The 25534-nt window shown below is 72.0% G+C and carries 25 protein-coding genes; 8 read left to right on the top strand and 17 right to left on the bottom strand.

What is annotated here, in order from left to right; genetic code table 11:
• Positions 1–26: 26 nt before the first annotated feature.
• Positions 27–332, top strand: a complete 306-nt coding sequence (locus tag C0216_RS02445; RefSeq protein ID WP_114053658.1) for a response regulator transcription factor — start codon at positions 27–29, stop codon at positions 330–332.
• Here C0216_RS02445 and C0216_RS02440 read toward each other — a convergent pair.
• The 4 genes from C0216_RS02440 to C0216_RS02425 all read right to left on the bottom strand — a co-directional run bounded on the left by C0216_RS02440 (position 298) and on the right by C0216_RS02425 (position 5204).
• The gene (locus C0216_RS02440) at positions 298–978 is read right to left on the bottom strand and encodes an imidazolonepropionase-like domain-containing protein (protein ID WP_114053657.1); all 681 of its coding nucleotides are present in this window, start codon (positions 976–978) and stop codon (positions 298–300) included. The two genes, C0216_RS02445 and C0216_RS02440, sit on opposite strands and share 35 nt — an antisense overlap.
• A 7-nt stretch (positions 979–985) precedes the next feature.
• On the bottom strand, positions 986–2185 hold the full coding sequence (gene mqnC, locus C0216_RS02435; RefSeq protein ID WP_114053656.1) for a cyclic dehypoxanthinyl futalosine synthase: 1200 nt from the start codon (positions 2183–2185) through the stop codon (positions 986–988).
• Between the two features lie 74 nt (positions 2186–2259).
• On the bottom strand, positions 2260–4020 hold the full coding sequence (locus C0216_RS02430; RefSeq protein WP_114053655.1) for a protein kinase domain-containing protein: 1761 nt from the start codon (positions 4018–4020) through the stop codon (positions 2260–2262).
• Positions 4021–4355: 335 nt separating this feature from the next.
• A complete protein-coding gene (locus tag C0216_RS02425; protein WP_114053654.1) occupies positions 4356–5204 on the bottom strand; it encodes a menaquinone biosynthetic enzyme MqnA/MqnD family protein in 849 nt (282 codons plus the stop codon).
• 239 nt (positions 5205–5443) lie between these two features.
• Between C0216_RS02425 and C0216_RS02420 the strand changes: the two genes are divergently transcribed.
• On the top strand, positions 5444–5647 hold the full coding sequence (locus C0216_RS02420) for a cold-shock protein (RefSeq protein WP_030012116.1): 204 nt from the start codon (positions 5444–5446) through the stop codon (positions 5645–5647).
• 198 nt (positions 5648–5845) lie between these two features.
• Here C0216_RS02420 and C0216_RS02415 read toward each other — a convergent pair whose 3' ends face one another.
• The 4 genes from C0216_RS02415 to C0216_RS02395 form a co-directional block, all read right to left on the bottom strand.
• Entirely contained in the window at positions 5846–7588 is a 1743-nt protein-coding gene (locus C0216_RS02415; protein WP_246042283.1) for a lytic transglycosylase domain-containing protein, read from the bottom strand.
• 341 nt (positions 7589–7929) lie between these two features.
• On the bottom strand, positions 7930–8511 hold the full coding sequence (locus tag C0216_RS02410; RefSeq protein WP_114053653.1) for a TetR/AcrR family transcriptional regulator: 582 nt from the start codon (positions 8509–8511) through the stop codon (positions 7930–7932).
• Positions 8512–8578: 67 nt separating this feature from the next.
• Positions 8579–9469, bottom strand: a complete 891-nt coding sequence (locus tag C0216_RS02405; RefSeq protein WP_114053652.1) for an SDR family NAD(P)-dependent oxidoreductase — start codon at positions 9467–9469, stop codon at positions 8579–8581.
• 1126 nt (positions 9470–10595) lie between these two features.
• Positions 10596–12146: an alpha/beta hydrolase gene (locus C0216_RS02395; RefSeq protein WP_174250335.1), complete on the bottom strand. Its 1551-nt coding sequence runs from the start codon at positions 12144–12146 to the stop codon at positions 10596–10598.
• A gap of 273 nt (positions 12147–12419) precedes the next feature.
• On the opposite strand from C0216_RS02395, the gene C0216_RS02390 reads away from it, so the two are divergent.
• The 4 genes from C0216_RS02390 to C0216_RS02375 are packed head-to-tail and all read left to right on the top strand — an operon-like array spanning position 12420 to position 15485.
• A complete protein-coding gene (locus C0216_RS02390) occupies positions 12420–12854 on the top strand; it encodes a hypothetical protein (protein WP_246042281.1) in 435 nt (144 codons plus the stop codon).
• Between the two features lie 35 nt (positions 12855–12889).
• Entirely contained in the window at positions 12890–14491 is a 1602-nt protein-coding gene (locus C0216_RS02385) for a DUF6571 family protein (protein ID WP_162793105.1), read from the top strand.
• 20 nt (positions 14492–14511) lie between these two features.
• Positions 14512–14958, top strand: coding sequence for a hypothetical protein (locus C0216_RS02380; protein ID WP_114053649.1), 447 nt, complete (start codon positions 14512–14514; stop codon positions 14956–14958).
• 38 nt (positions 14959–14996) lie between these two features.
• A complete protein-coding gene (locus tag C0216_RS02375; protein ID WP_162793104.1) occupies positions 14997–15485 on the top strand; it encodes a hypothetical protein in 489 nt (162 codons plus the stop codon).
• A gap of 28 nt (positions 15486–15513) precedes the next feature.
• Here the strand turns inward: C0216_RS02375 and C0216_RS02370 are convergent, their stop codons facing one another.
• The 7 genes from C0216_RS02370 to C0216_RS02340 all read right to left on the bottom strand — a co-directional run bounded on the left by C0216_RS02370 (position 15514) and on the right by C0216_RS02340 (position 23231).
• On the bottom strand, positions 15514–17388 hold the full coding sequence (locus tag C0216_RS02370) for an AMP-dependent synthetase/ligase (protein ID WP_114053647.1): 1875 nt from the start codon (positions 17386–17388) through the stop codon (positions 15514–15516).
• Between the two features lie 280 nt (positions 17389–17668).
• Positions 17669–18421, bottom strand: a complete 753-nt coding sequence (locus C0216_RS02365; RefSeq protein ID WP_162793103.1) for a hypothetical protein — start codon at positions 18419–18421, stop codon at positions 17669–17671.
• A 227-nt stretch (positions 18422–18648) separates the two neighbouring features.
• The gene (locus C0216_RS02360) at positions 18649–19974 is read right to left on the bottom strand and encodes a dicarboxylate/amino acid:cation symporter (protein ID WP_114053645.1); all 1326 of its coding nucleotides are present in this window, start codon (positions 19972–19974) and stop codon (positions 18649–18651) included.
• A gap of 388 nt (positions 19975–20362) precedes the next feature.
• Positions 20363–20635, bottom strand: a complete 273-nt coding sequence (locus C0216_RS02355) for a DUF4229 domain-containing protein (protein ID WP_114058404.1) — start codon at positions 20633–20635, stop codon at positions 20363–20365.
• Positions 20636–20808: 173 nt separating this feature from the next.
• Complete coding sequence (locus C0216_RS02350) at positions 20809–21333, bottom strand: GNAT family N-acetyltransferase (RefSeq protein ID WP_114053644.1); 525 nt, start codon at positions 21331–21333, stop codon at positions 20809–20811.
• A gap of 213 nt (positions 21334–21546) precedes the next feature.
• On the bottom strand, positions 21547–22710 hold the full coding sequence (mqnE, locus tag C0216_RS02345) for an aminofutalosine synthase MqnE (RefSeq protein ID WP_114053643.1): 1164 nt from the start codon (positions 22708–22710) through the stop codon (positions 21547–21549).
• Positions 22711–22775: 65 nt separating this feature from the next.
• Positions 22776–23231, bottom strand: coding sequence for an Lrp/AsnC family transcriptional regulator (locus tag C0216_RS02340; protein ID WP_114053642.1), 456 nt, complete (start codon positions 23229–23231; stop codon positions 22776–22778).
• Positions 23232–23354: 123 nt separating this feature from the next.
• Here C0216_RS02340 and C0216_RS34905 point away from each other — a divergent pair, with 123 nt between their 5' ends.
• Positions 23355–23489 (top strand): hypothetical protein, encoded by a 135-nt coding sequence (locus C0216_RS34905; protein WP_260615096.1) that lies wholly within the window; start codon positions 23355–23357, stop codon positions 23487–23489.
• Here the strand turns inward: C0216_RS34905 and C0216_RS02335 are convergent.
• Entirely contained in the window at positions 23486–24169 is a 684-nt protein-coding gene (locus C0216_RS02335) for a UbiX family flavin prenyltransferase (protein WP_114053641.1), read from the bottom strand. The genes C0216_RS34905 and C0216_RS02335 overlap by 4 nt on opposite strands.
• A 97-nt stretch (positions 24170–24266) precedes the next feature.
• Here C0216_RS02335 and C0216_RS02330 point away from each other — a divergent pair, with 97 nt between their 5' ends.
• Entirely contained in the window at positions 24267–24887 is a 621-nt protein-coding gene (locus C0216_RS02330) for a rhomboid family intramembrane serine protease (protein WP_114053640.1), read from the top strand.
• Here the strand turns inward: C0216_RS02330 and C0216_RS02325 are convergent.
• Positions 24877–25464 (bottom strand): Uma2 family endonuclease, encoded by a 588-nt coding sequence (locus C0216_RS02325; protein ID WP_114053639.1) that lies wholly within the window; start codon positions 25462–25464, stop codon positions 24877–24879. The genes C0216_RS02330 and C0216_RS02325 overlap by 11 nt on opposite strands.
• Positions 25465–25534: the final 70 nt, after the last annotated feature.

The following is a 25534-nucleotide window of genomic DNA, read 5'->3' as shown; positions in this document are numbered from 1 at the left end:
GACGGCCGGGGGCGAGGAGTGGAAACGTGCGTGTCGTCAGCTTCAGCGTCCCGGCCTGGTTCCCGGCGTACGGGAGGGAGACGACGGCCCGCCGCTCCGAGGTCCAGCTGACCGAGCAGGAGTCGGCCGTCTTCCTGTGCCTGGCGACCGGCGCGTCGAACGCCGAGCTCGCCCGCGAACTCCACCTGTCCGTCAGCACGGTGAAGTTCCACGTCCACAACATACGGGCCAAGCTGGGCGGGATCAGCCGCCTCCAGGCGTGCCTGCTGGCCGCCCTGGCCCGCCAGGAGGGGACGCTCAGCGCCGGCGGTGCAGCAGCCGTCCGCCGATGACGGTGGCCACGCACTCCGCGGACCCCGCCTCGCGCAGGGACCCGGCCGCGGCAGCGAACACCGCGAACCGGGTGGGCCCGCCGGCCGCCACGACCCCGTGGAAGGCGTCCCGGACATCGGCCGGGCCCTCGAACGGATCCGCCGGCACCGCCCGGCGCACCCCGGGCGCCGCACCGGGCGCCCCGGGCGCCCCTTCGCCCGCGGCCGGAGGCAGCAGTTCCAGGCCCGAGCGGGCCACCGCCGTCCGCACCGCCGGGACCGTCAGCCGCCCCGACACCGCCACGACCCCGCGGGCCAGCAGCCTCTGCGTGGCGCGCCGCGCGCTGTTGCCGCGGCGGGCCTCCGTCAGCGCCAGCGCGGCCAGCTCCGCGGCGCCGGTGATCGGCTCGGTGCCGAGCCGGTCCGCCTCGAACTGCCCGTCCGGGTAGTACGCCTCCTCCAGCAGCTCCCGCGCCCCGTGCACCACGAGCCCCGGGGTGAGCAGGCCGGGCCAGCGCCGCACCCGCGCCTGCGGGGCGCGCGCGCCGAACTCCTCGTACGGGCCGACCGCGGTGATCCGCCCGCCGTCGACGAGGACCGCCCCGCCGGGCAGCGGCTCGGCCCCGCGCCCGGTGAGGAGGACGTCGGCGCAGTGCAGCGTCAGCACGGCCGCATCACTCGGCGGGGATGAGCTTCAGCTCGGGGTGGGCGGTGCCGCCCTCGATCGCGACGGACGAGATGTGCGAGACGACGCGGTGGTCGACCGGGTCGTCCGCCGGGTCCGTGTGCACCGCGAGGTGCTCGTACGTCGTGGCGCGCTGGGCGGGGACGCGGCCCGCCTTGCGGATCAGGTCGATGATCTCGTGCCGGTTGGAGCGGTGCCTGGCGCCCGCCGAGGAGACGACGTTCTCCTCCAGCATGATCGAGCCGAGGTCGTCCGCGCCGTAGTGCAGTGACAGCTGTCCGGCCTCCTTGCCGACCGTCAGCCAGGAGCCCTGGATGTGCGCGACATTGTCGAGGAAGAGGCGCGCGACCGCGATCATCCGCAGGTACTCGAAGACGGTCGCCTGGGTGCGGCCCTTGAGGTGGTTGTTCTCCGGCTGGTACGTGTACGGGATGAACGCCCGGAAGCCGCCCGTCCGGTCCTGCACGTCGCGGATCATCCGCAGGTGCTCGATCCGCTCGGCGTTGGTCTCGCCGGTGCCCATCAGCATGGTGGAGGTGGACTCGACGCCCAGGGTGTGCGCCAGCTCCATGATCTCCAGCCAGCGCTCGCCGGACTCCTTCAGCGGGGCGATGGCCTTGCGGGGCCGCGCCGGCAGCAGCTCGGCTCCGGCGCCCGCGAAGGAGTCCAGGCCGGCCGCGTGGATGCGGCGGATGGCCTCCTCGGCGCCGACCCCCGAGATGCGGGCCATGTGCTCGACCTCGGACGCGCCGAGGGAGTGGATGACCAGCTGCGGGAACGCCTTCTTGATCGCGGAGAAGTGCTCCTCGTAGTACTCCACGCCGAAGTCCGGGTGGTGGCCGCCCTGGAACATGATCTGCGTGCCGCCGAGCTCCACGGTCTCCGCGCAGCGGCGCAGGATGTCGTCGAGGTCGCGGGTCCAGCCCTTCCGCGTGTCCTTCGGGGCCGCGTAGAAGGCGCAGAACTTGCAGGCCGTCACACAGACGTTGGTGTAGTTGATGTTCCGCTCGATGATGTACGTCGCGATGTGCTCCGTGCCCGCGTAGCGGCGGCGGCGCGCGGCGTCGGCGGCCGAGCCGAGGGCGTGCAGGGGGGCGTGCCGGTAGAGGTCGAGCGCCTCCTCCGCGGAGATCCGGCCCCCCTCGGCGGCGCGGTCGAGGACAGACTGGAGAGCGGCCTGGTCGGTCACCGGTGCGTCACCCTTCGGCGGTGTGTCAAGAGGTCCGGACCGATCCAGCCTACGCCAGGGCCCGGACCGGGAAATCACCGGATGCGGGTCAGGTCCCCCTCGGGGTTTCCGGCGGCCGCGTCGCCCGACTTGTAGTGCAGGGTGCCGTTGTCGTTGAGGGAGAAGCGCTCGTCGGAGGAGCCGTTCGAGCAGATGCCGGGAGCCGGGTTGGGGCCGCCCGACGTGTCGAGGACCAGCGAGCGGTCGGTCGCGGAGACCAGCTTCCAGTCGCCGCTGCAGTCCGTGCCGAGCAGCGGCAGCACCGACTTGTCCCGGCCGACGACCTCCCCGGTGCGGCCCGCCCTGATGGTGATCTCGAACTCGGCGGGGACGCCCATGCGGGCCGTGGTCACCGTGCCCTTCCAGGTCCCGACCAGCTCCTTGGGGACGTCGGCGCGCGCCTTCGGCGCAGACGGGCCGGGCGTGGCGGGCGAGGCGGGGCCCTCGCCCGAGGCCGACGGCGGGCGGGCGCCCGCGTCCCGGCCGCTGCCGCCGGTGCCGGGGAGGAGCCCCAGCCCGTACAGGCCGCCGGAGAGCGCCGAGACGAAGGCGGCCGCGGCGAGGACCACGGTGCAGCTGACGCGCCGCCCGGCCGCCGTGAAGGCAAGGCTGCGCCCGGCGGCCCGGCCGCTGCCCTCTCCGCCCGCGCCGGCGCCGGCACCGGCACCGGCACCGGCACCGCCCGTAGCGGAGCCGGCGGCCCCGGAGCCGGCGGCGCGCGGCCCGGGCAGGGCGCCGCCCGCGGTCTGCGTCGGCGCACCGTACGGGCCCGCCGGCGCGTCGTACCCGGGGCCGGCCGGGCCGCCGTACGAGGGGTCGGGCGCCCCGAAGGCACCGGCGGCGGCCCCGTACGCGGGCGTGGTGAAGGGGACCGGGCCCGAGGCGGCCTCCTGCTGCGGGCCGGGCTCCCCGGCCTCCAGGTCGAGCAGGGCGACGGCCGCCCGGCTCGCGTCCTCCAGCACGGCCGCGGGGAGCCGCCCGGGGGCGAGCAGCGCCCCGTCGAACGCGTCCGCGACGGCCTGCGGTGCGGGCCGGGCCGCGGCGTCCTTCGCCAGGCACGCGGCGACCAGGTCGCGCAGCGGGCCGACCGGGACGGCGTCGAGGTCCGGCGGCTCGTGCACCACCTTGTAGAGGAGAGTCGCCGAGTGGTCCCCGCTGAACGGGGGCCGGCCCGACGCGGCGAACGCCAGCACCGCGCCGAGGGAGAAGACGTCGGAGGCGCCGGTGACACCGCGGCCGAGGATCTGCTCGGGGGACATGTAGCCGGGCGAGCCGACGGAGACCCCGGTGGAGGTGAGGGAGGCGGTGCCGTCCGTGGCCCGCGCGATGCCGAAGTCGATCAGGCGGGGGCCGTCGGGGGTGAGCATCACGTTCGACGGCTTCACGTCCCGGTGGACGAGGCCCAGCGCGTGGACGGCGGACAGGGCGCGGGCCAGGCCCTCGCCGAGGGCGCGCACGGCCGGCTCGGGCAGCGGCCCGTGCGCGGCGACCGCCGCGCCGAGGGACGGCCCGGCGACGTACCCGGTGGCCACCCACGGCACCGGCGCGTCGGGGTCGGCGTCGAGGACGGGCGCGGTCCACTCGCCGCCGACCCGGCGGGCGGCCTCGACCTCGCGGCGGAACCGGGCGCGGAACTCGGCGTCGGCGGCGAAGTGCGGGTGCACGACCTTGACGGCGACCGTACGGCCGCCCCCGCTGCGGCCCAGGTAGACGCGCCCCATGCCGCCCGCCCCGAGCCGCCCCAGCAGCCGGTACGCGCCGATGGTCCGCGGTTCGCCGGCTTCGAGCGGCTGCAACACGTCCCCTCCCCCGTGGTCCGGGCCCCCCGGGGCCCCTCTGCTCGCTGCGCGGGCTGATCACCGTGTGCTGATCGCCAGCCGCCACCTTAGGCGGGCCGGGCGCCCGTCGGGGCGGATCCGGCGCGCTCGGGGCCGGCGGGCGGGGACGGTATTCCCCGTGGGGGGCGGGGAGGGCGCGGATAAACGGGGCGGGCGCACACCGCATGAATGAAGGACGAATTCCCGATAAACGGATCACGCCGCGGAGATCGCCGACCGCACCCGTCGCGAGGACCGGAGCGGAACGGGAGCGGAACCGGGGCAACCGCCCGGAAATCGATCACACCGCCTGATCAGACTTTCAGCAGCTCCACCGCCACGTCCGCCGGATAGCCCGTCGGGGAACCCGTACGGCGCGCGAATTCCCGTACGCCCGCCAACTGTTCAGGGCCGAAACGGAAGTCGAGCGTCGTGAAGTACCGCTCCAGCAGGGCGGCGTCGAAGGCCTCCCAGCGCGCGGCCTGCTCGGCGACCTTGGCGACCTCCTCCAGGGAGATGTCCCGCGAGTCGAGGAACGCCCCGTGCACCTGCCGCACCACGGCCGGCTCGCGCTCCAGGTAGTCCTTCCGGGCCGCCCACACGGCGAACACGAACGGCAGCCCGGTCCACTCCTTCCACATCTGCCCCAGGTCGTGGACCTCCAGCCCGAGCCGCGGCGCATCGTGAAGCGAGGCCCGCAGCGCGGCGTCCCCGATCAGCACCGCCGCGTCCGCCTCCTGCATCATCAGCCCCAGGTCGGGCGGGCAGGTGTAGTAGTCGGGGCGCACCCCGTACTGCTCGGAGAGCAGCAGCTGCGCCAGGCGGACGGACGTGCGGGAGGTCGAGCCGAGCGCGACGCGCGCCCCGTCCAGCCGCTCCAGCGGCACCTGCGAGACGATCACGCAGGACATGACCGGGCCGTCGCAGCCGACCGCGAGATCGGGGAACGCGACGAGCCCGTCGGCATGGCGGAGGAACTCCACCAGGGTGATCGGCGCGATGTCGAGACGGCCGCGGACGAGGTGCTCGCTCAGCTTCTCCGGCGTGTCCTTGGTCAGCTCCAGGTCCAGCAGCGTGCCGGTTCTGGCCAGCCCCCAGTACAGGGGAAGGCAGTTCAGGAACTGAATGTGGCCCACCCGGGGCCGGCTGCGATACACGTCCACATCGCGAGACTAGCTGGCGGCCCCGCGTCAGCCTTCGCGCGGGTCTCAAACGTCCGGGTGACGTGATCTTTCCCTCTGGTCTCGGCCGCGGTGTGCATGCTAGGCTCGACGCAAGTTGCAGTTTGGTTTCCCTTGCAGTACGAGGCCTGCGGAGAATGTGACCCGCGGGCTTTTGTAGTTTTCAGACTTCTTAGCAGGTTCTGGAGCAGGGCGACCCTTTGGCCCATATAGGAGGGCTCATGGCTACCGGAACCGTGAAGTGGTTCAACGCTGAAAAGGGCTTCGGCTTCATCGCCCAGGACGGCGGCGGCCCGGATGTCTTCGTCCACTACTCCGCGATCAACGCGTCTGGCTTCCGCTCCCTCGAGGAGAACCAGACCGTGAACTTCGACGTCACCCAGGGTCCGAAGGGCCCGCAGGCGGAGAACGTCACCCCGGCCTAATGCCCGGGGCCAACCATCGCGGTTGGAAAGCACCACCCAAGGAGCCCTGCCTCCTCCGCACGAGCGGAGGAGGCAGGGCTCCTGCCTTTTCCCGGCCCGATCGGGGCTCGGCAGGGGGAAGCGAAACGGCGGCCGCCCGCCACCGTCACGGGAACGGTGCCGGGCGGCCGCCTCTGGTCCTGCGGTCCTGCGATCCGCCTACCGCCGGGCGGAGGCCGCCGCCGGGGCCTTCGGAGTCTCCGGGGCCTTCGGCTCCGGGCTCTCGCCGGAGTCGGCCTTCGCAGTCACCTCCAGCTTCAGCAGCAGCACCACGTTCTCCTTCGTGGTCAGCCGCACGTGGTAGGTGCCGGGGGCGACGTCGGCCGTGAGCAGCTCGGGCAGCGCGATCACACCGTCGGCATCCGACGGGTCGAGCTCCACCCGGAACAGCTTCTCGCCTTCCTTCGCGCCCTCGAAGTACGGGCCCTTCGCCTCCGCCGGGTCCACCGGCACCCACGCGCCGGCCTCGTTCTTCTCGACCAGTTCGGCGGTGGCCTGCGTACCGGCCACCGGCTTGCCGGCTGCCGTGGCCTTCACCCGGACGCCTTCCAGCGGCGTCCCGGCGACGACCTCCAGCGGCTTCTCCGCGCCCTTACCGGTCCGCGCCAGCAGGTCGGCGACCGGGGCCGGCTTCGGGGTGACGGTGCCGGCGAGGTTCACCGTGAACTGGCGGGTGGTGTCGTAGCCGGAGGCGCGCAGTGTGAACGTGCCGCCCTTCGGGCCGGCCTTGAGGCCCGGCGCGGCCGCGATGCCCTGCGCGTCCGTCTGGACCACGAGGTGCGAGCGGCCCTCCGTCCCGAAGTGGGTGCCGCCGGTGGTGTCCTCCTCGACGGCGAACAGCACGTGCTGCCCGACGGCCGGCTTGCCGTCGCTGAGCAGCGCCTTGACGCGCGGCACCGCGGTGAACGCCGTACCGGCCTCCGCCTTCAGCGCGGCGCCGTCGACCGCCTCCAGCTTCGCCAGCTGCGCGGGCGCGGGCTTCTCCGGCTCCGGCTTGGGCTTCGGCTTCTCGGGAGTTGGCTGCGGGGCCGGCTTGGCGGGCGTGGTCGCCGGCGTCGACGGCTTCGCCGGCGTGGCGGGCCGCGGGGTCGGGAGCACCGGCGTCGTCGGCGTCGGGTACGTCCCGACGGGCGGGTTCGCGACCTCGGTCGCGCCGCTCTGGTACTGGCGCATGTAGCCGAGCACCGTGTTCACGTACTCGCGCGAGTTGTTGTAGCTGAGGATCGCGCGGTCGAGCTGCGCCGGGTCGGAGAGCTTGCGGTCGCCGGCGCACAGGTAGAGCCCGGCGCCGAGCGCCGCGTCGTAGATGTTGTTCGGGTCGCGCTTGGAGTCGCCGTTGCCGTCGGCGCCCCAGGTGGCCCAGGTCGAGGGGATGAACTGCATCGGGCCGACGGCCCGGTCGTACGCGGTGTCGCCGTCGTACTCGCCCTTGTCGGTGTCCTTGATCTCGGCGAAGCCCTGGCCGTTGAGCTGGGGGCCGCGGATCGGCTTCTCGGTGTAGCCGTCGGCCTTGAGCCCGTACCCGGAGGCGTGGACGGACTCCACGCGGCCGATGCCGGCGAGCAGCTGCCAGGGCAGCTTGCAGTTCGGCAGCGCGGCGGCGACCGCCGTCTCGGCGCGCTTGTACGCGTCGAGGGCGGTCGCGGGTATCCCGCTGGCCCCCTCGCCCGCGACCGCCCCGCCGGCCGGCGGCACGGCCGGGTCGGCGACGTCCTGCGGCAGGTCGAGCCGGGCGTCACCGCGGTCGGTGGCCTGCGGGCTGTCCGGGGTGGGCTCGGACTCGCCCGCATCGGCGGTCGGCGGGTTGGTCACGACGGCGGCGGTCGTGAGACTGGCCGCGAGCGCGGCCGTACACAGGACCTTGCGCGAGGTGTTGACAAGGTGACGGTGAAGCGGCTTCACAGTGCGGCGATCCCCCCAAGGCGGCCGGCAGGTTGTACGGCGGGTCGAGCCGTGAATATTCACTGTCTATCAGGTATTCCAAGACGACTCACCGCCGCCCCGGCACTTCCATCACACCATTCGTCTCGTCTTCCACCCCGCAACCGACAGAACGCCCAGGAGGCGGCGGGGCAGGGGCATTTGGGCGGTTTCGACGGGGTGTGGCGGGGTGCGGGGGAAAGGGCAGGAGCCGAGCCGAGCTCTCGGAATCGAAGACGCGCCGACAGAGGGGGCGAGAGCGAAACCCGACGACTCGGGGTCGGTTGATGCCGGGTGTGTCCCGGCAGCTGCGGCAGGGGATCTCACACCGTCGTCGGTGTGGCTCGCAGGCCGCCGAGCAATGCGGCCAGGTAGCGGTGCGCGGTGTCGATCCGGTCCGCGGGAGCGCTGCCGTGCACCTGTACGGCGTAGGCGATGCCGCACATGAGCGGGACCAGATCGGCTGCGGCCAGGTCGGGACGGACCGCCCCGGCCGCGCGGGCCCGGTCGAGAAGTGCGCTGCCTGTCGACCACAGGGACTCCTTGAGTTCCGTGGTGCGCGGCAGGGCGTCGACGGAAGCGGCGGCAACCGGCGCCAGGGAGGCGTCGGTGACCTGCGCCTCGACGGTGCGGGTCAGGAAGCTCTCCAGCGCCCGCCAGGCGTCGGTGTCGGCCAGCGCCTGCCTGCCGTGGGCGGTCAGGGCCTCCAGGCGGGGGGTGGCGACGGTCTCCAGGAGCGCCTCGGGCGTGGCGAAGTGGCGGTAGACGGTGCCGACTCCGAGTCCGGTGCGGCGGGCGACGTCGTTGAGCTGCAACGGCGTGCCCTGGTCGACCAGTTCGCGGGCGACGGCCACGATCCGGTCCCAGTTGCGGGCCGCGTCCTTGCGCAGTGGTGTCGTCGGCATGGGGACATACTAATTGGATAGCTCATCCGGATGGCCCCGCCGCCCGTGCCGGGCCGGGCCTGGCGGGTCAGGGCGCCACGAGGGGCGCGTGCTGCCGGCTGAGTCGGCGCACGGCATCGGCGACGCGGGGGTCGGTGGCCGCGCGCAACGGCGTTGCCGGGCGTGCGGTGGCGCCGATGACGATGCCCGTCCGGCCTGCCAGGGACTCGTCAGTGGCGGCGGCGATGGAGGACTTCGCCGCCTCGGATGCCGGGCCCGCGGTGGAGCGTTCGAACGTGCGGCGCACCAGCGGCCACAGCAGCCGCAGGGCCGGTGAGACGATCTTCGGGTCGGACAGGGTGCCGTTGGTCATGTCGGTCGCGGCGCCTCCGGGGTCGGCGGCGAAGACCGAGACGCCCGAGCCGTCGAGCCGTGACGCCAGGTCGAGCGTGTAGGCGAGGTTCGCGAGCTTGGCGCGGCCATACCAGTGGAAGCCGTAGTAGCCGCCGGGCGGCTCGACGGCGTCGAACACCCGCTTGGCGACACCGACCGCACCCGAGGTCACGTTCACAATCCTGCTCGGCGCACCGGCCGTGAGCGTGGGCAGCAGCAGTTCCGTCAGCAGGTACGGCGAAAGGTGGTTGACGACGAACGACGCCTCCACACCGTCCAGCTCCTGTCGATCCGCGAACATCGCCCCGACGTTGTTCACCAGCACGGCCAGCGGTTCGCCGGAGGCGGCGTGGTCGCCGGCTATCCGGTCGGCGAGCGCGCGCACGCCGTCGAGCGAGCCGAGGTCGGCGGGCAGGAACCGGGCAGAACCCGCCGGGTTCACCGCGCCGATCCGCTCGACCGCCCGGGCGCCCCGCTCGGCACTGCGCCCGACCACGGTGACCGAGAATCCGGCGGCAGCCAGCCCCAGAGCGGTCTCCAGGCCGATGCCGGCGGTCCCGGCCGTGACCACAGCCGTCTTCCCCATACGTTCCTCCAGCCCAGTGATTCGGATAGGCCATCCACTTATTGGCGACAGTACCACAACCGGATAGATAATCCGGTTGTGGAATCACGCGGGGCTGTGCCGCCCGGCGAAGCCCTCGCAAGCACCAGACCCCGAAGCCTTCAGCGGGCGGGTCCGACATGGCCCCGGAGCAGGCCCGGCCGAGGTGGATGCCGCACGCGAGCGAGTCGAGCGGTCCCGGGTAGGGCGGGAGGAGCTCGTGTCGGTGCCGGCCGAGGAGAGCCCGGTGGATACGCCGGTTTCCGTGCCGTCTGGTGGTGAGATGGCAGCTGCCGTGGGATCGGGCGGCTCCGGCGCGGGGGCTGGCGAGAGGCCGCCGGTGTGGCGGCCGGGCATGGGCGAGGATCTGCTCGGCGTCCAGATGATCAACCGCTGCCGCTCGAACAAGATCCGGTTTGCCACAACGCGCTCAGCGGCTGGGGCGGGGCGGCAGTCGCCACCGGGGCCGTCAGTTCAGCGGCTGGCTGCACCCTGCTGGCTGCTGCGGTGGACCTGAAGCGCCCCAGCTAGCATCCCGCCCTCCACCTCCGGCGGCCAGCCGCCGGACTGACAGCGCCCCTGTAGCGATCTGCCGCGCGCCCCGGCCCCTGACGGCCGCCGGGCGCCGAGCCGAGGGCGCCCACGTAGCGATCCGACGCGCTCCTGTCTCCGGATGATGCTCTGGACGTCGTTTCGCTACGTCACGGCCCACCCTGCTCCCGCCGACGGGTCTGCTGATGCCGGTGAGGTGAAAGGGGCCCGCGGGGCGGGAGAGCAGGGGCTCTGATGGCCCTGAATGGTCCACGTACCCCCTGGCCGTTCCCCTGGGGGCGTCCCGGCAGAAAAAATGCCTCCGGGGCGGGTCGGTCGGTCAAGGGTGGCCCGAAGGGCCATCGCGCAGCGACGCGCCCAACGGGCGCGCCCTTGAGGGACCGGCACGCCCCGGACACCATCAACTGCCCGGGACACCCCCAGACACACCCCCGACCCCGACCCATCGGCCCCCGCCCACACCGCCCCCCGCCGCTGAGCCTCGGCTCCGACCCATCGGCTCCCGCAGCCGTGCGTCCCGCGTCACGCCACCGACCCCGCCGCCTCCTCCCCACCCCTACTCCGCCCCCGGGCACGACCGCGTCCCCGACGCCAATTCGCCGTCCACCAGGAACGCGTCCGCGTACGCACGGACGCACGCGGACGCCGTGTAGGCGGTGTGCCCGTCGCCCTTGTAGTCCAGGACGACCGCCGACCCCAGGCGCTGTGCCGTCTCCTCCGTCCACCGGTACGGGGTGGCCGGGTCGCCGCGGGTGCCGATCAGCAGCATGCGCGGGGCTCCCGGGTGGTCGATCTTCCGGAGGAAGTCGGTGCCCGCGGGCCGGCCGTAGCACGCCAGGACCGTGCCGAGTTGGCGCGGCCCGAAGATGCGCGAGGCCTGGCGGAACCGGTCCCGCAGTCCGGCGATCCGCCGCTCGACGACGGCGGGCGCGGCCTTGTCATTGCCGCGGTCGGGGTCGTCCGCGCAGTTCACGGCAGCCATGGCGGCCTCGGCGTTGTCCATCGGGACGGGGACGGGGTCGGGGTCGGGCTCGGGCTCGGGCTCGGCTTCGAGGTCGGCCGGGATGCTCTCGGCAGGGGTCGCGAGGCGCAGGAGGCCGGTGGGGTCGTCGTGGCGTTCGACCCCTGCCAGAGCGTCGGCGAGCGCCGGCCACGACGTACGGGAGTACAGTGCGGCGGCGATGGCGGTGACGGCGTGCTGGCCGGTGAAGACGGCCCCGTCGGCATCGACGAGGGGATGTACGTCGAGGTAGGCGACGAGGCTGTCGGCGCGCTCCTTGGCGGCGCGGGTGTTCGTCCCGTACACGCAGCCTTCGGCCCGGCGGGTGCACCAGGCGAGGAAGTTCTCCAGCGCCCGCTGCTGGCCCTCGGCGGAGACGAGCGCCTGCTCGGTCAGCGTCTCGACGAGGGTGTCGACGCCGTCGAGGACCATCCGGCCGACACGGTGCGGGTATTGGGCGGCGTAGACGGCGCCGAGGCGGGTCCCGTACGAGAAGCCGAGGTAGTTCAGCTTCGCCTCGCCGAGGGCGCGGCGGATGAGGTCCATGTCGCGGGAGACGTGCACGGTGCCGATGTACGGCAGGACCCGGCCCGAGGCGCGCTCGCAGCGTTCGACGACGGCACGCAGCGCCGCCAGTTGCGCGGCGGCGTCGCCGCGGGCCGCTCCGGGGTCGGGTGCCATGGAGCCCCCGCAGGTGACGGGGGCGCTGCGGCCGACGCCTCGGGGGTCGAAGGAGACGAGGTCGTACCGCTCGCCGAGGTCGGCGAAGGCCTTGGCGTCGGCGGCGAGACCCTCGACGCCGGGGGCGCCCGGCCCGCCGAAGTTGAGGAGCAGCGACCCGAGGCGTTGCGCACGCGGTCCGCTGGCGGGGATGGAGGCGAGGGCGAGGTCGATGGTGCCCTTGGCGGGGTCGGCGTGGTCGAGGGGCACCGCGAGGGACCCGCAGCGCATGCCGTCCGGCACGGGCTGCCCGGGGCAGGGACCCCACCGGATCCGGGACGCGGCGGGCGTCGCCGCGGGGGCCGGGCGCTGCGGGTCGGCGGGCAGTACGGCGAGGGCGAGCAGGCAGGCTGCGCCGACCACGGCGCCGGTGCGGGCACGGTGCACTGCACACTCCTCGGGCCGGCCCCCCGATCCCGTCAGCCCACGATAAACGCCCCACCCCGCACCCGCCCCCGGAGCAGTCGGACTCCCCTCCCCCCATATGTCTCACCTGCGACAACACGCCAAATGGGGGACTGTACTGTCCGGTTCCGGACATCTTTGCGGCTGTTTCTCCGGAAGCCCGGAGCCCGCCCACACCCCCTGGTAGCGTCGCGTTCCGTTGCGAACGCGACGGCAAAGACAGACGTCGGCAAAGAGGGCCGACGGGGGGACACCATGGGTTTCGAACAGGACTGGCGCCAGCCGCCGGCCACCTCATCCGAGCACGGGTCCATGCGGCTGAACTCCGCGCCGCCGTCCGGGCCTCTCCTTCCCGGCGCCCAGGACTTCGGGTCGACGCCCGCCGAGAAGAAGACCGCGGCGAACACCATCGAGAACGACCTGGAACCGAGCACCAAGAAGGCCGGGGACCACGCGGACGAGGCGTCGAACGGCACGGTGAAGGCCTTCGACGGGTGGAGCACCGCAGCCGGTCTGAAGAAGGTGCTGGAAACCTGGGACCGGCAGGTGACCGGGTTGATGGGCAGGCTGGCATCCGAGAAGACCGCCTTGCGCGGTACGTCGAACATGTTCCTGCGCAACGACATCACGACCGGCGAGGGGTTCAATCTGGTGAAGCCCGCTCCGGACTCGAAGTTGAACGGGATCTAGGGGGCGGGGCAGCCGTGTTGACGTATCACGAGGTCATGACGACGGACTTCGGACATCTGCTCACTGCCGCGACCAAATGGGATGCGATGGCCGGTGAGTTCAAGAAGGTCGAGGAACGCTATCGCGACAGCGTCCAGAAGATCACCATGGGCGGGCAGGCGTGGACCGGTGTGAGCGCCGGTGCAGCCCACACCAACTTCGCGGGCACCCGCTACGAGTACACGGCCGCGCAGACACAGGCGAAGGCCATCGCCGGACTACTGCGTGACGCGCACGAGCAGTTCACCGACCTGAAGAAGAAGGTCGAGTCGGCCCGCGACGACGCGGTGAAGGCCGGTATGAAGGTCTCCGACCAGGGCCGGTGCAGCTTCGACTACGCGAAGGTGGACGCGGCCACGGCGAACGCGGCCCGGCATGATCCGGACCTGAAGAACACCGAGAACGCCTGGACACAGCACATCGACAGCGCGGTCCGAGCTCTGGACGACGCCGACCAGGGTGTGAAGATCGCACTGGAGGCGGCCTGCGCGGACGGCTACGGCGACAAGAACGACACCACGCTGGGCACGGGCTTCAACGGTGCGGCGCAGGGCGACGTCGAGGTGTACGAGGCGCGGAACGCCGAGAGCATCGCCACGCGCCTGGCCGGGGGCGAGAAGATCCCGCCTGCCGAGATGGCGGAGCTCCAGCGGTCCTTCCGCGACAACTCGGGCAAGCCCGAGTTCAGCCAGGTGTTCATCAACGGGCTGGGTGCGAAGGGCACGATCGAGCTGACGAACCGGCTCAGCGACGAGATCCACGTCAGGAACCCCGCGAACAAGGGGGACTACACGGATCTCCAGAAGGGCCTGGGGGCGACGCTCGCCTCGGCGACGAAGGACCCGAACTCGGAGACGTACAAGAAGTTCCGGGCAGACATGCAGAAGGAGGGACTGGAGCGCCGCAACACCTCCTTCACGGACACGCGACTGGAGAAGGTGTACGGCTACCAGTCCCTGGTCACGCTGATGAGCCAGGGCGGGGGCGACTACTCGAAGCAGTTCCTGCACGACGTCGGCGACGACATCATGAAGGCGGAGAAGGACAGGGACGACATCTGGGTCATGAAGGGCGGCGCGTACAGCGGGGAGCGGACCGGCTGGTTCGCCAACGACCCGATGGACGGGCTGCTCGGTGTGATGAGCCACAACCCGGAGGCGTCGGCTTCGTACCTGAAGGACGAGGACCGGATGAAGCACCTCATGGAGCGGAACTGGGAGGTGGTCCTGCAGGCGAACGAGCACGGCAACGCCGTCCACTACTCCCCCGGGCTCGACAAGGACGAGAGGGCAGGCTTCTCGGCAGCGCTGGTGGCCGGCGCCACCGGCATCGACCCTTCCTCGGACAACCCGAAGTTCGTCGAGCACTCCGCCGACAACAAGGCCGTCTTCAAGAACGCGATCAGCGAGTTCGCGGAGGCCGGTGACGACCTCCCCGAATCCCTGCGCGAGCCGATGTCCACCATCCTGGTGAACCACTCCGGCACGGTGCACGAGGTCACCAGCAGCGTGGACATGCGGTCCCTGCCGGTCGAGCAGAACGACATGTACGAGGTCATCAAGCAGGTCTCCAAGGACAGGAGGCCTACGGAAACCTGAACGCCGGAATCAACCAGGCCATGGTCCACGAGATCCACGAGCCGGGCCAGAAACACCCGGAGGAGTCCCTGGTGCGGGCCGGCCGCACGGTGGGATTCCTGGAACAGGCCCGCACGGACGCCGTCGGTCCGGCGGAGCAGGCCGCTTGGGACGAGAAATGGATGTTCGACACAGCGATCGGCTACCTGCCCGCCTACGACTCGGAAGTCCAGGCCGGCTTCGATTACGTGGTCGACAAGTGGCTGGCCGACGAGCAAAAGCACATCGACAAAGAGTTCACGGACGGGACCTACAAGGCGTTCCAGAAACGCAACGAGCAGCTGATGGCGCTGACCGACGAGTGGGTAAAACTGCACGACGCAGGTGCCATCCGCTTTAAGTATGAGCACACGGTGGACACAGCCTCCGGGGCCGGGGCAGACCGCGCCAAGGCCGTAGCCCCGCCGGAGAGCGGAGCAGCCGAATGAGGCGGGCTCTGACTGCGGTCACCGCGGGCGGTGCCCTCGTGCTCTCCCTGACGGCCTGTGACACCGCCGACGAAGCCATCCCCGAGACGATCTGCGGCACACCCGTATCCCCCGACTTGTCCGGTCCCCTGCTCCGGCCGCACGGGAAAATCGCCGAGGGCAACCGCGTGGACCGGCAGAAAGCCCGAACGGCCCCCTGTGTGGTGACCGTGGATGACAAACGCGCGCTCAATTTCCGGTTCGCGTTTCACGACGGCCCACCAGGGGACCTGATGGCTTACTCCCGCGAGAGCACGGTCATTGGCCTAACGGAACCCGCCCGAGTGGATCTCGGCTTCGAGGATTCCGTCCTCGGTAACGAAGGCGCCACAGCCACGGCCCGGTGCAAGACGGTAACCGGCGACCACTTCACCCTCACGGTGCAGGTGGAGCGAGCCAACAAACTGAAACAGGATCTCCGGCCAGCCGTCGAGGCATTCATGCGCGCCTACATGGCGGAGACACTCAAGACCCTCGGCTGCGGTTGAGCAGCGCCGCTGCTGAGGGCGCCCGCCCTCAGCGCTGCCCGTACAGGGCGTCTATCTCCTCCGCGTAGTCGCGGATGATCGCGGCGCGGCGGAGTTTCAGCGACGGGGTGAGGTGGCCCCTCGCCTCGGTGAACTCGCCCGGCAGGACCGCGAATCTGCGGATCGACTCCGCGCGGGAGACCAGGCGGTTCGCGTCGTCCACGGCGCGTTGGAGTTCGGCCAGGAGGTCCGGGTCGCGGACGAGTTCGCGGGTCGGGACGCCTTCGCGGCGCCGCATCGCGCGCCAGTGGGCGATACCGTCGGGTTCCAGGGTGATCAGGGCGGTGACGTACGGCCTGTTGTCGCCGACGACGAGGCACTGGCCGACGAGGGGGTGGGCGCGCAGCCAGTCCTCCAGGGGGGCGGGGGCGACGTTCTTGCCGCCGGAGGTGATGATCAGGTCCTTCTTGCGGCCGGTGATGGTGAGGTAGCCGTCGGCGTCGAGTTCGCCGATGTCGCCGGTGGCGAGCCAGCCGTCGGGGCGGGTGGGCGGCTGTGCGGTGTTCCAGTAGCCGGCGAAGACGTGGCGGCCGCGGAGGAGGACCTCGCCGTCGTCGGCGATGCGGACGGCGGTGCCGGGGAGGGGCCAGCCGACGGTCCCGAGGCGCGGTTTCTGCGGCGGGGTCACCGTACTGGCGCCGGTCGTCTCGGTCAGTCCGTAGCCCTCGAAGACGTCGATGCCGGCCCCTGTGTAGAAGGCGGCGAGGCGTCGGCCGAGGGGTGAGCCGCCGCTGATGACGTAGCGGACGTGGCCGCCGAGGGCGGCGCGGATGCGGCGGTAGACGAGGGGGTCGTACAGGGCGCGGGCAGTGCGCAGGCCGATGCCGGGGCGGCCGTTCTCGGCGGCTTCGCCGTAGCGGCGGGCGATGCGGGCGGCGCGGTCGAAGGAGGAGGCGCGGCCCATGCGCTCGGCGGTGGCGCGGGCGGTGTTGTAGACCTTCTCCAGCACGTACGGGATGGCGAGGAGGAACGTCGGGCGGAAGCCGGCCAGGTCGGCGAGGAGGTCGTCGGTGCTGATGCTGGGCGCGTGGCCGATGCGGACGCGGGCGCGGAGGCAGCCGACGGCGACCATGCGGCCGAAGACGTGGGAGAGCGGGAGGAAGAGGAGGGTGGAGGCGGGCTCGGTGGTGGCGGAGCGGAAGACGGGGTGGAGGAGTTCGACGGCGTTGTCGGCTTCGGCGAAGAAGTTGCCGTGGGTGAGGACGCACCCCTTGGGCCGGCCGGTGGTGCCGGAGGTGTAGATGAGGGTGGCGACCGATTCGGGCGTCCGGGCGGCGCGGCGGGCGTGGACGACGGCGTCGGGAATGTGCTCGCCGGCCTTGACGAGCCGGGTCAGGGCGCCCGTGTCGAACTCCCACAGGTGGGCCAGCCAGGGCAGGTTGGCGCGTTCGGCGCTGATGAGGCGGGCCTGGGCGGTGTCCTCGACGGCGCAGGCGACGGCGCCTGAGTCCTGGATGATCCAGCGCGCCTGGAGGGCGGAGGAGGTCGGGTAGACGGGTACGGTGACGAGTCCGGCGGCCCAGGCGGCGAAGTCGAGCAGGGTCCACTCGTAGGTGGTGCGGGCCATGAGCGCGAGCCGGTCGCCCTCGCGGAGCCCCTCGGCGATGAGGCCCTTGGCGACGGCGAGCACCTCCGCGGCGAACGCGGCGGCGGTGACGTCGTGCCAGGTGCCGTCGGGGTGCTTGCGGGAGAGGACGACGGTGTTGGGGGCCTCGCGGGCGTTGTGGAAGGGGATGTCCGCGAGCGAGCCGCCGGCGGGGACGGTGGCCAGCGGCGGGACCTCCACCTGGCGCACGACTCCGTCGACGACGGTCCGTACGGGCTCCACCGGTTTGGGGGCGGCCCGCATGACGTCCGCGTTCATGGCGCTCTCCTCCGCTCGACACGGGAGTTACCGCGTACCGCGTTCACCGCGTTACCGCCGGTAATTTACCCACGGGTAACGGGGCTGGGCCAGACCCCGGTGAGCGGAGTTGGCGGAGGGAGAGCGGAGGAACGGGGAAGGGCCGGCCCGGCCGCTGCCGATGCCAGCCCAGGCGGCGGCCGGCCCCAGGCGGCGGCCAGGCCGCCCGCCGCCGTCGACCGGGCCCCAGACGACGGCCAGGCCGCCCGCCGCCGTCGGCCGGCCCCGGACCGCCGTCCCGTCAGCCGGGAACCCGGGTGCAGAGGTGCACGGATTCGCTGCCGCCGCGCTCGCGGTGGACGATGCGCAGCACCCCGTCCCGGTAGGTCGCCTGCAACTGCTGGCCGTCGCCAGTGTCCTTGTGGCCGGGCGGCTTCCACGGGAGCAGCAGGGAGGCGCCCTCACCGACCTCCTTCGGGACGGTGAGGGCCTCGCCGCCGGTGAGCCGGTTGACGCCCTTGGGGGCGGCGTGGACGTCGATGCGCAGGTGGCCGCCGCGCAGCAGCCAGGATCCGGCCCAGGTGACCGGCTTGCCGTCGGCGCCGTCCCAGTCGATGGTGAAGCCGCCGTTGCCGCCGCCGTCGGCGAGGACGGTGACCGTTCCGGTGACGGTCGGGCCGCCGGGCGTCGTGGATTCCAGCCGCCACCTGCCCTTGACGAAGGCATCGAACGCCCTGGCCAACACCCCGGCGGTGGTCGGGCCGGGCTCCGCGGACGCGGAGCCGGCGCCCGGGGCGGCGGTCCCTGGGGGCGCCGTCGGTGCGGCCGCCGAGGGGGCGGGCGCCGGTCCCGTGCTGCCGGCCGGGGCGGGCGCCGCGCCCGTACCGCCCGAGCCGGCCGTCCCCGCGCCCTTCCCCGTGCAGGCCGCCGCGAGGGCGGCGCCCGCGCCGAGCGCGAGGTAGCGCAGCGCGTTGCGCCTCCCGATCAGGCGGGCCGCCGCCCGGGCCGCCGCCTGGGCCGCCCGTATGTCCTGCATTGCCTTCACCCGTGCCATCAGGCCCCCGTTTCCTGCTCGTTGGACAACGGTCGCCGACTATAGGGCCGGCCCGCGGCCCGGAACCGCGCCGGGGGTGGGCGGCGTCCTGCGCCGGGCCTGGGCCCGGCTGGCTGCGTACGGCCGCCCCGGTGTGAGCCGCGGCGTGCGCGGACAGCGCCGCAGCCCCCGCCCGGACGGGGCGGGGGCTGCGGCGGAGGTGGGGCCGGGGCCGGGGCCGGACGGGGTCAGGCGGCGGGTGCCACCGCGGCGCGACCGTCGAGCGGGGAGGCCTCGTCCAGCGGGGAGGAGGAGGCTCCGGCATAGGCCTCCTTGTCCAGGATGCCTTCGCGGGCGGCGACCACGACCGGGACCAGCGCCTGGCCGGTGACGTTGGTCGCGGTGCGGACCATGTCGAGGATCGGGTCGATCGCCATCAGCAGGCCGACGCCCTCCAGGGGCAGGCCCAGGGTGGAGAGGGTCAGGGTCAGCATGACCGTGGCGCCGGTGAGGCCGGCGGTGGCGGCCGAGCCGACGACCGAGACGAAGGCGATCAGCAGGTAGTCGGTGATCGTCAGCTGCACGTCGAAGATCTGCGCGATGAAGATCGCGGCGAGGGCCGGGTAGATCGCGGCGCAGCCGTCCATCTTCGTGGTGGCGCCGAACGGGACGGCGAAGGAGGTGTACTCCTTCGGGACGCCGAGGCGCTCGGTGACCTTCTGCGTCAGCGGCATCGTGCCGACGGAGGAGCGGGAGACGAAGGCCAGCTGGATGGCCGGCCAGGCGCCCTTGAAGAAGTGGATCGGGTTGACCTTGGCGACGAGCGCGAGCAGCAGCGGGTAGACGCCGAACATCACGAGCGCGGAGCCGACGTACACGTCGGCGGTGAAGGTGGCGTACTTGCCGATGAGGTCCCAGCCGTAGCTGGCGATCGCGGTGCCGATGAGGCCGACGGTGCCGATCGGGGCGAGGCGGATGACCCACCACAGCGCCTTCTGGAGGAGCTGGAGGATCGATTCGGCAAGGGTCAGGACGGGCTGCGCCTTGTCGCCGAGCTGAAGGGCGGCGATGCCGGCGACGGCGGCGAGGAAGACGATCTGCAGGACGTTCAGCTCGGTGAACGGCGTGACGATGTCGGTCGGCACGATGCCGGTCAGGAAGTCCAGCCAGGAGCCGGTGCGCTTGGGCAGCTGGCCGTCCTGCGGGGTCAGGCCGGTGCCTGCGCCGGGGTTCGTGAGGAGGCCGATCGCGAGGCCGATGCCGACCGCGATCAGCGACGTGATCATGAACCAGAGCAGGGTGCGCGAGGCGAGGCGGGCGGCGTTGTTGACCTTCCGCAGGTTGGTGACGGACACCAGGATCGCGAAGAACACGAGCGGGGCGACGGCCAGCTTCAGCAGCTGGACGAAGAGGTCGCCGACCTTCTCCAGGGTGGTGGCGAGCCAGCTGACGTCCTGGGTGCGGGCGAGCCAGCCGAACAGGACGCCGAGCACGAGACCGGTGACGATCTGCGCCCAGAAGGGGAACGTGAAGGAGGCCTTGGCGGGGGCCTGGGGGGTCGCGGACACGGACACTCTCCGAGTGGGGGGCACAGCAGGGGTGGGGAAAGGGGTGTGTGGGTTCAGCGACAGCCGCAACAGGCCGCGGACACACAGCGGCAGAGGTCGACGTGCAGGCGCGCCACGAGCGGGACGCTCGTGATCATTTGGGGCGCAACCGGGGTCAACATGTTTAACACGCTAACACTTTCCCTTTGAGAAACTCAAAGGCGGACTTTGAGCCAAGGTCATCAAGCGCCCGCGGCCCCCTTCCCCAGGGCCGGGACCGCCCCCGGAAACGCCGAAGCCCCGGCGGCCGGGGGTGTTCCCGGCGCCGGGGCGCTCGTCGTGTGCCGTGTGAGGAAGCCGACTCTCGGACCCTCAGGTGCCCAGACCCTCAGGCCGTCAGGCCCTCGGCCGGGCCTCAGGAGCCGGCGCGGGCGGCGTCGTCGGCCGCGTCCTCCTGGGAGCGGTTGGCCGCGAGGCGCCCCTTGGCGCCGGCGACGCGCTCGGAGATCTGCGCGGACATCTCGTCGCGCTGGCGGCGCAGCAGGACGAACGACAGCGGGGCGGAGAGGACCAGCGCGAGGAGCACGACCCAGGCGGGGTTCGCGTCACCGAGGCCCGCGGGGACCCAGCCCACGTTGACCAGGACGGCCACGAGGACGAGGCATCCGACGAAGATGCCCAGGCGCATCGCGGTGTAGCGGATCGTCGCGCTCGGCTTGAAGGACACGGTGACCCCTTCTTCGGTTCGTCGGTTTCGTCGTGGCGTGTCCGTCCAGTGAAGCACGCCCGTACCGCACCCGGCGCCGCCGGGGTCGGCGCCCCGTGCCGCCGAGTGCGGCGCGGGGCCCGCGGTGGGCGGGGTCAGTGCAGCGGCAGCAGCATGATGATCTCGTCGCGGTCGTCGCCGGGGGCCGCGCGGATGGCGTCCGGGATGCGGCCGACCTCCTTGTAGCCGCAGGCGGCGTAGAAGTGCTCCAGGCCCAGGCCGCCGCGGCAGGAGAGCCGGATCGCCTCGACGCCGTCGAGGGTGCGGGCGGCGTCGGCGACGGCCTCCATCAGGGCGCGGCCGGCGCCGCGGCCCTGGAGGGCGGGGTCGACCATGACGGTGTACGCCCACACCCAGTGGGCCATCAGCCGGTGCGTGTTGAGCGCGAGGAAGGCGCAGGCGCGGACGCGCCCGTCGGCGTCGCGGCCGACGACGAGGCGGTGGCGGCCCTCGGCCATGGCGACGAGGTGTTTGACCATCTCGGGGCGGATGTCGTCCTGCGTCACCGGCGCCACGAAACCGACGGCGCCGCCGGCGTTGCTGACGTCCGTCCAGAGCTCGACGATCCCCTCGCGCAGGGCGGGGTCGACGACCGGATCAACCGTGAAGGTAAGAGTCACAGGCCAAGATTATCTATTACGAGCCCGCCGGACAACGGGGCACGGATCGACGGCGCGCGCGCCCGGGCCCCGCGGCAACGCGAAGGCCCCGGCCTCCGTACGGAGACCGGGGCCTGGGGCCGGGGGCCTGGGGCCGGGGGCCTGGGGCCGGGCCTGCGCCCCGGGCCTGAGCCCGGGGCCACGCATGCGGGCAGCCGCGCGCCCGCCGCCGGGTCAGACGCGCATCGCCTGCGGCGTCTCGCGCAGCGACGCGTCCGGGCCGGGGTACTCGCGGATGACCTCGTAGCGCGTGTTGCGCTCGACGGGCCGGAAGCCGGCCTCGCGGATGAGCTCCAGCAGGTCGTCGCGGGTCAGCTTGTTCGGGGTGCCGTAGTTGTCCGCGTCGTGGGTGATCTTGTACTCGACGACCGAGCCGTCCATGTCGTCGGCGCCGTGCTGGAGCGCCAGCTGGGCCGTCTGGAGGCCGTGCATCACCCAGAAGACCTTGACGTGCTGCACGTTGTCGAAGAGCAGCCGCGAGACGGCGAAGGTCTTCAGCGCCTCGGCGCCCGTGGCCATCGTCGTGCGGGCCTGGAGCCGGTTGCGGACCTTGCCGTCCTTCATGTCGACGAAGTCGTGCTGGTACCGCAGCGGGATGAAGACCTGGAAGCCGCCGGTCTCGTCCTGGAGCTCGCGCAGCCGGAGCACGTGGTCGACGCGGTGGCGCGGCTCCTCGATGTGCCCGTACAGCATCGTGCTCGGGGTCTTCAGACCCTTCTCGTGCGCGAGCCGGTGGATGCGCGACCAGTCCTCCCAGTGGGTGCGGTGGTCGACGATGTGCTGGCGGACCTCCCAGTCGAAGATCTCCGCGCCGCCGCCGGTGAGGGACTCCAGCCCGGCCTCGATGAGCTCGTCCAGGATGTCGGAGGCCGACATCCCGGAGATCGTCTCGAAGTGGTGGATCTCGGTCGCCGTGAACGCCTTCAGCGAGACGTTCGGCAGCGCCTCCTTCAGCGCGGACAGCGAGCGCGGGTAGTACCGCCAGGGCAGGCTCGGGTGCAGGCCGTTGACGATGTGCAGCTCGGTGAGGTTCTCGCTCTCCATGGCCTTGGCCAGGCGGACGGCCTCCTCGATGCGCATCGTGTACGCGTCCTTCTCGCCCGGCTTGCGCTGGAAGGAGCAGTAGGCGCACGACGCGGTGCACACGTTCGTCATGTTGAGGTGGCGGTTGACGTTGAAGTGGACGACGTCGCCGTTCTTGCGGGTGCGCACCTCGTGGGCGAGGCCGCCCAGCCAGGCCAGGTCGTCGGACTCGTAGAGGGCGATACCGTCCTCACGGGTCAGCCGCTCGCCGGAGCGGACCTTCTCCTCCAGCTCGCGCTTCAGCCCAGCGTCCATCGGCCGGTCGCCTCCTCAGTGTCCTGCTCTGCCCGGTAGGGCCTGCCAACCCTGCAACCGTACTCTCAGCGCTCGGCGGGCAGTTCCCCGACCCGGTTCTCCCACTTCGTCGACAGCACGATCGTGGTGCGGGTGCGGGAGACGCCCTTGGTGCCGGAGAGCTTCCGGATGATCTTCTCCAGGCCGTCCACGTCGCTCGCGCGGACCTTCAGCATGTAGGAGTCGTCGCCGGCGATGAACCAGCAGTCCTCGATCTCGGCGAGGTCCCGCAGGCGGCGGGCGACGTCCTCGTGGTCGGCGGCGTCGGAGAGGGAGATGCCGATCAGCGCGGTGACGCCGAGGCCGAGGGAGGCCGCGTCGACGGTCGCGCGGTAGCCGGTGATGACACCGGCCGACTCCAGCCGGTTGATCCGGTCCGTGACGCTGGGGCCGGACAGGCCGACGAGCCGGCCCAGCTCCGCGTACGAGGCGCGTCCGTTCTCCCGGAGTGCCTGGATGAGCTGCCTGTCCACCGCGTCCATATGCCTGGAGCCTTCCATTGTTCGGCGATGCTGCAAGTTTACGTATAGAATCAAAGGCACACAGGGTCAACACCCTGTGAATCTGTCAACAGATCAATGACGATCTTCAGGAGTGGTGTACCCGTGTACACGATCGAGATGGCCTACGCGCACATGCGACAGCTTCAGGAGCTGGCCAACCGATCCCGCACCGACAAGCCCGCAGCCGCCTACCAGGTGGACAGGACCCGCAAGCCGCACACCGCGAAGAAGCGCTAGCCACCGCTTGCCTCCCGGGAGCGGGACGCTCCACCGAGCTCCCCCTCCCACCGGCGGTACAGCCCGTGCGGCACCCCTGCCGCGTCGAGCACCCGCCCCGCGACGAAGTCCACCAGGTCCTGGATGTGCGTCGCACCCGCATAGAACGCCGGAGAGGCGGGCAGCACGACCGCGCCCGCCTCGTCCAGCGCCACCAGCTGCTTCAGCGTCTGGCCGCTCAGCGGGGTCTCCCGCACCGCGACCACCAGACGGCGCCGCTCCTTGAGCGTCACGCTCGCGACCCGCTGCAGCAGGTCCTTCGACAGCCCGAGCGCCACCCCCGCCACACAGGCCGTGGACGCCGGCACGATCAGCATCCCCTGCACCGGGTACGAGCCCGAGCTCGGCCCGGCCGCCAGGTCCCCCGCGGCCCAGTACCGGACGTCGCCGTCCGGCACCGCGAACACCCCGGGCTTGCCGTCCGCGCCGCGGGCCAGCCACTGCGCGAGGTCGTCGCGCCAGTGCGCGTCGCGGAAGGCGATGCCCGTCTCGTCCAGCAGGGTCAGCCGCGCGGCCCGGCTCACCACCAGGTCCACACTCTCGCCCGCCGCGAGCAGCCCCCGGATCACCGAAGCCGCGTACGGCGTCCCGGAAGCCCCGGAAACCCCCACCACCCAGGGGGTGCGCTTGCGCTCTGTCATGGCTACGAGACTATCCGGCCACACCGGGCGGGCACTCGCTAAGGTGTCCCGGACGTTCCCGGGGGGAACGGAGCACGACACCCAGGGGGCGAAGCGGATGAGCAGCAGCACGATCGAGCCGACATGGAGCCGGACGGAACGGGCCAAGGCGGCGGCCAAGCTGATGCTGGGCTGGGTGGCCCTGCTGTGGGTCCTGGAGGCGGTGGACTACGCCACCGGGCACGCCCTCGACCAGTACGGGGTGGTGGCCCGCGAACCGGACACCCTGCCCGGCGTCGTCACCGGGTCCTTCCTCCACTTCGGCTTCGACCACGTCGCCTCCAACAGCGTCCCGCTGCTGGTCCTCGGCTTCATAGCCGCCCTGTCCGGCATCCGACGCTTCCTCGCGGTCTGCGGGATCATCATCGTGGCCGAGGGCCTGGGCACCTGGCTGATCTCCCCGCCCGACACCATGACCCTGGGCGCCTCCGGGGTGGTCTTCGGCCTCTTCGGCTACCTGCTGGTACGCGGCTTCGTGGAGCGCAGGGTCCTCGGCGTCGCCGTGTCCCTGGCCATCGCCGCCTACTGGGGCACCACCATGCTCACCGGCATCCTCCCCCTCCACGAGGGCATCAGCTGGCAGGGCCACCTCTGCGGCCTCGTCGCGGGCATCGCCACGGCGGTCTACCACCGCCGCCCGACGCCGCCCCGCCCGGCGGGCGCCCGGCTCACGGGCTGACGGCAGAGGGGTCCACGGGCAGCCCCGAGGTGTCGACGGTGAGCTTGCCGATACCGGTCTCCACGACGACCGTCCCCCCGTACGCGACGGTGTCCGTACCCAGGTAACCGTCGGGGCCGGGGTTCCAGAACAACACGCAGTGCGCCTTGTAGGGGTCGAAGACGAGGTAGTGCGGGATCCCTCGGCGGGCATAGGCGCGGGGCTTCACGTCGTAGTCGTTGCGGCGGCTGCTCGGCGAAACCACCTCGACGGCCAGCTCGATCAGATCGGGCGAGTAGGCGCTGAGGTTCTTGGCCACTTCGGCGGCCGGGATCACGGCGAGGTCGGGGCAGAACTCGTTGTCGCCGTCGAACGGGATCGCGACATCGCTGAGGAAGCCCCACTGGTCGGGCATCTGGGGCTTCAGCGCACTCCACAGGTGCCAGATGGTGGCGTTGTGGTGCGGCTTCAGCGGACTCATCACGATGGCGCCCTCGACAATCTCCATCCGGTAGCCCGGGAACATGTCCTCGAACCGGCTGAGCTGTGAGTGCAGGCGGTCGCTCTCCGAGACGGTCACGTCGGCCTCCCTGTCCATGCACTCGATGGTAGGCCGCACGGTACGCATGTGGGCGGGGCATGCGCAGCCCCGTTCGGGCGGAGTCGTT

Origin of the sequence: Streptomyces globosus, assembly GCF_003325375.1 — a bacterium.
GTDB lineage: Bacteria > Actinomycetota > Actinomycetes > Streptomycetales > Streptomycetaceae > Streptomyces > Streptomyces globosus_A.
This window is presented reverse-complemented; position numbering and strand designations above follow the sequence as displayed.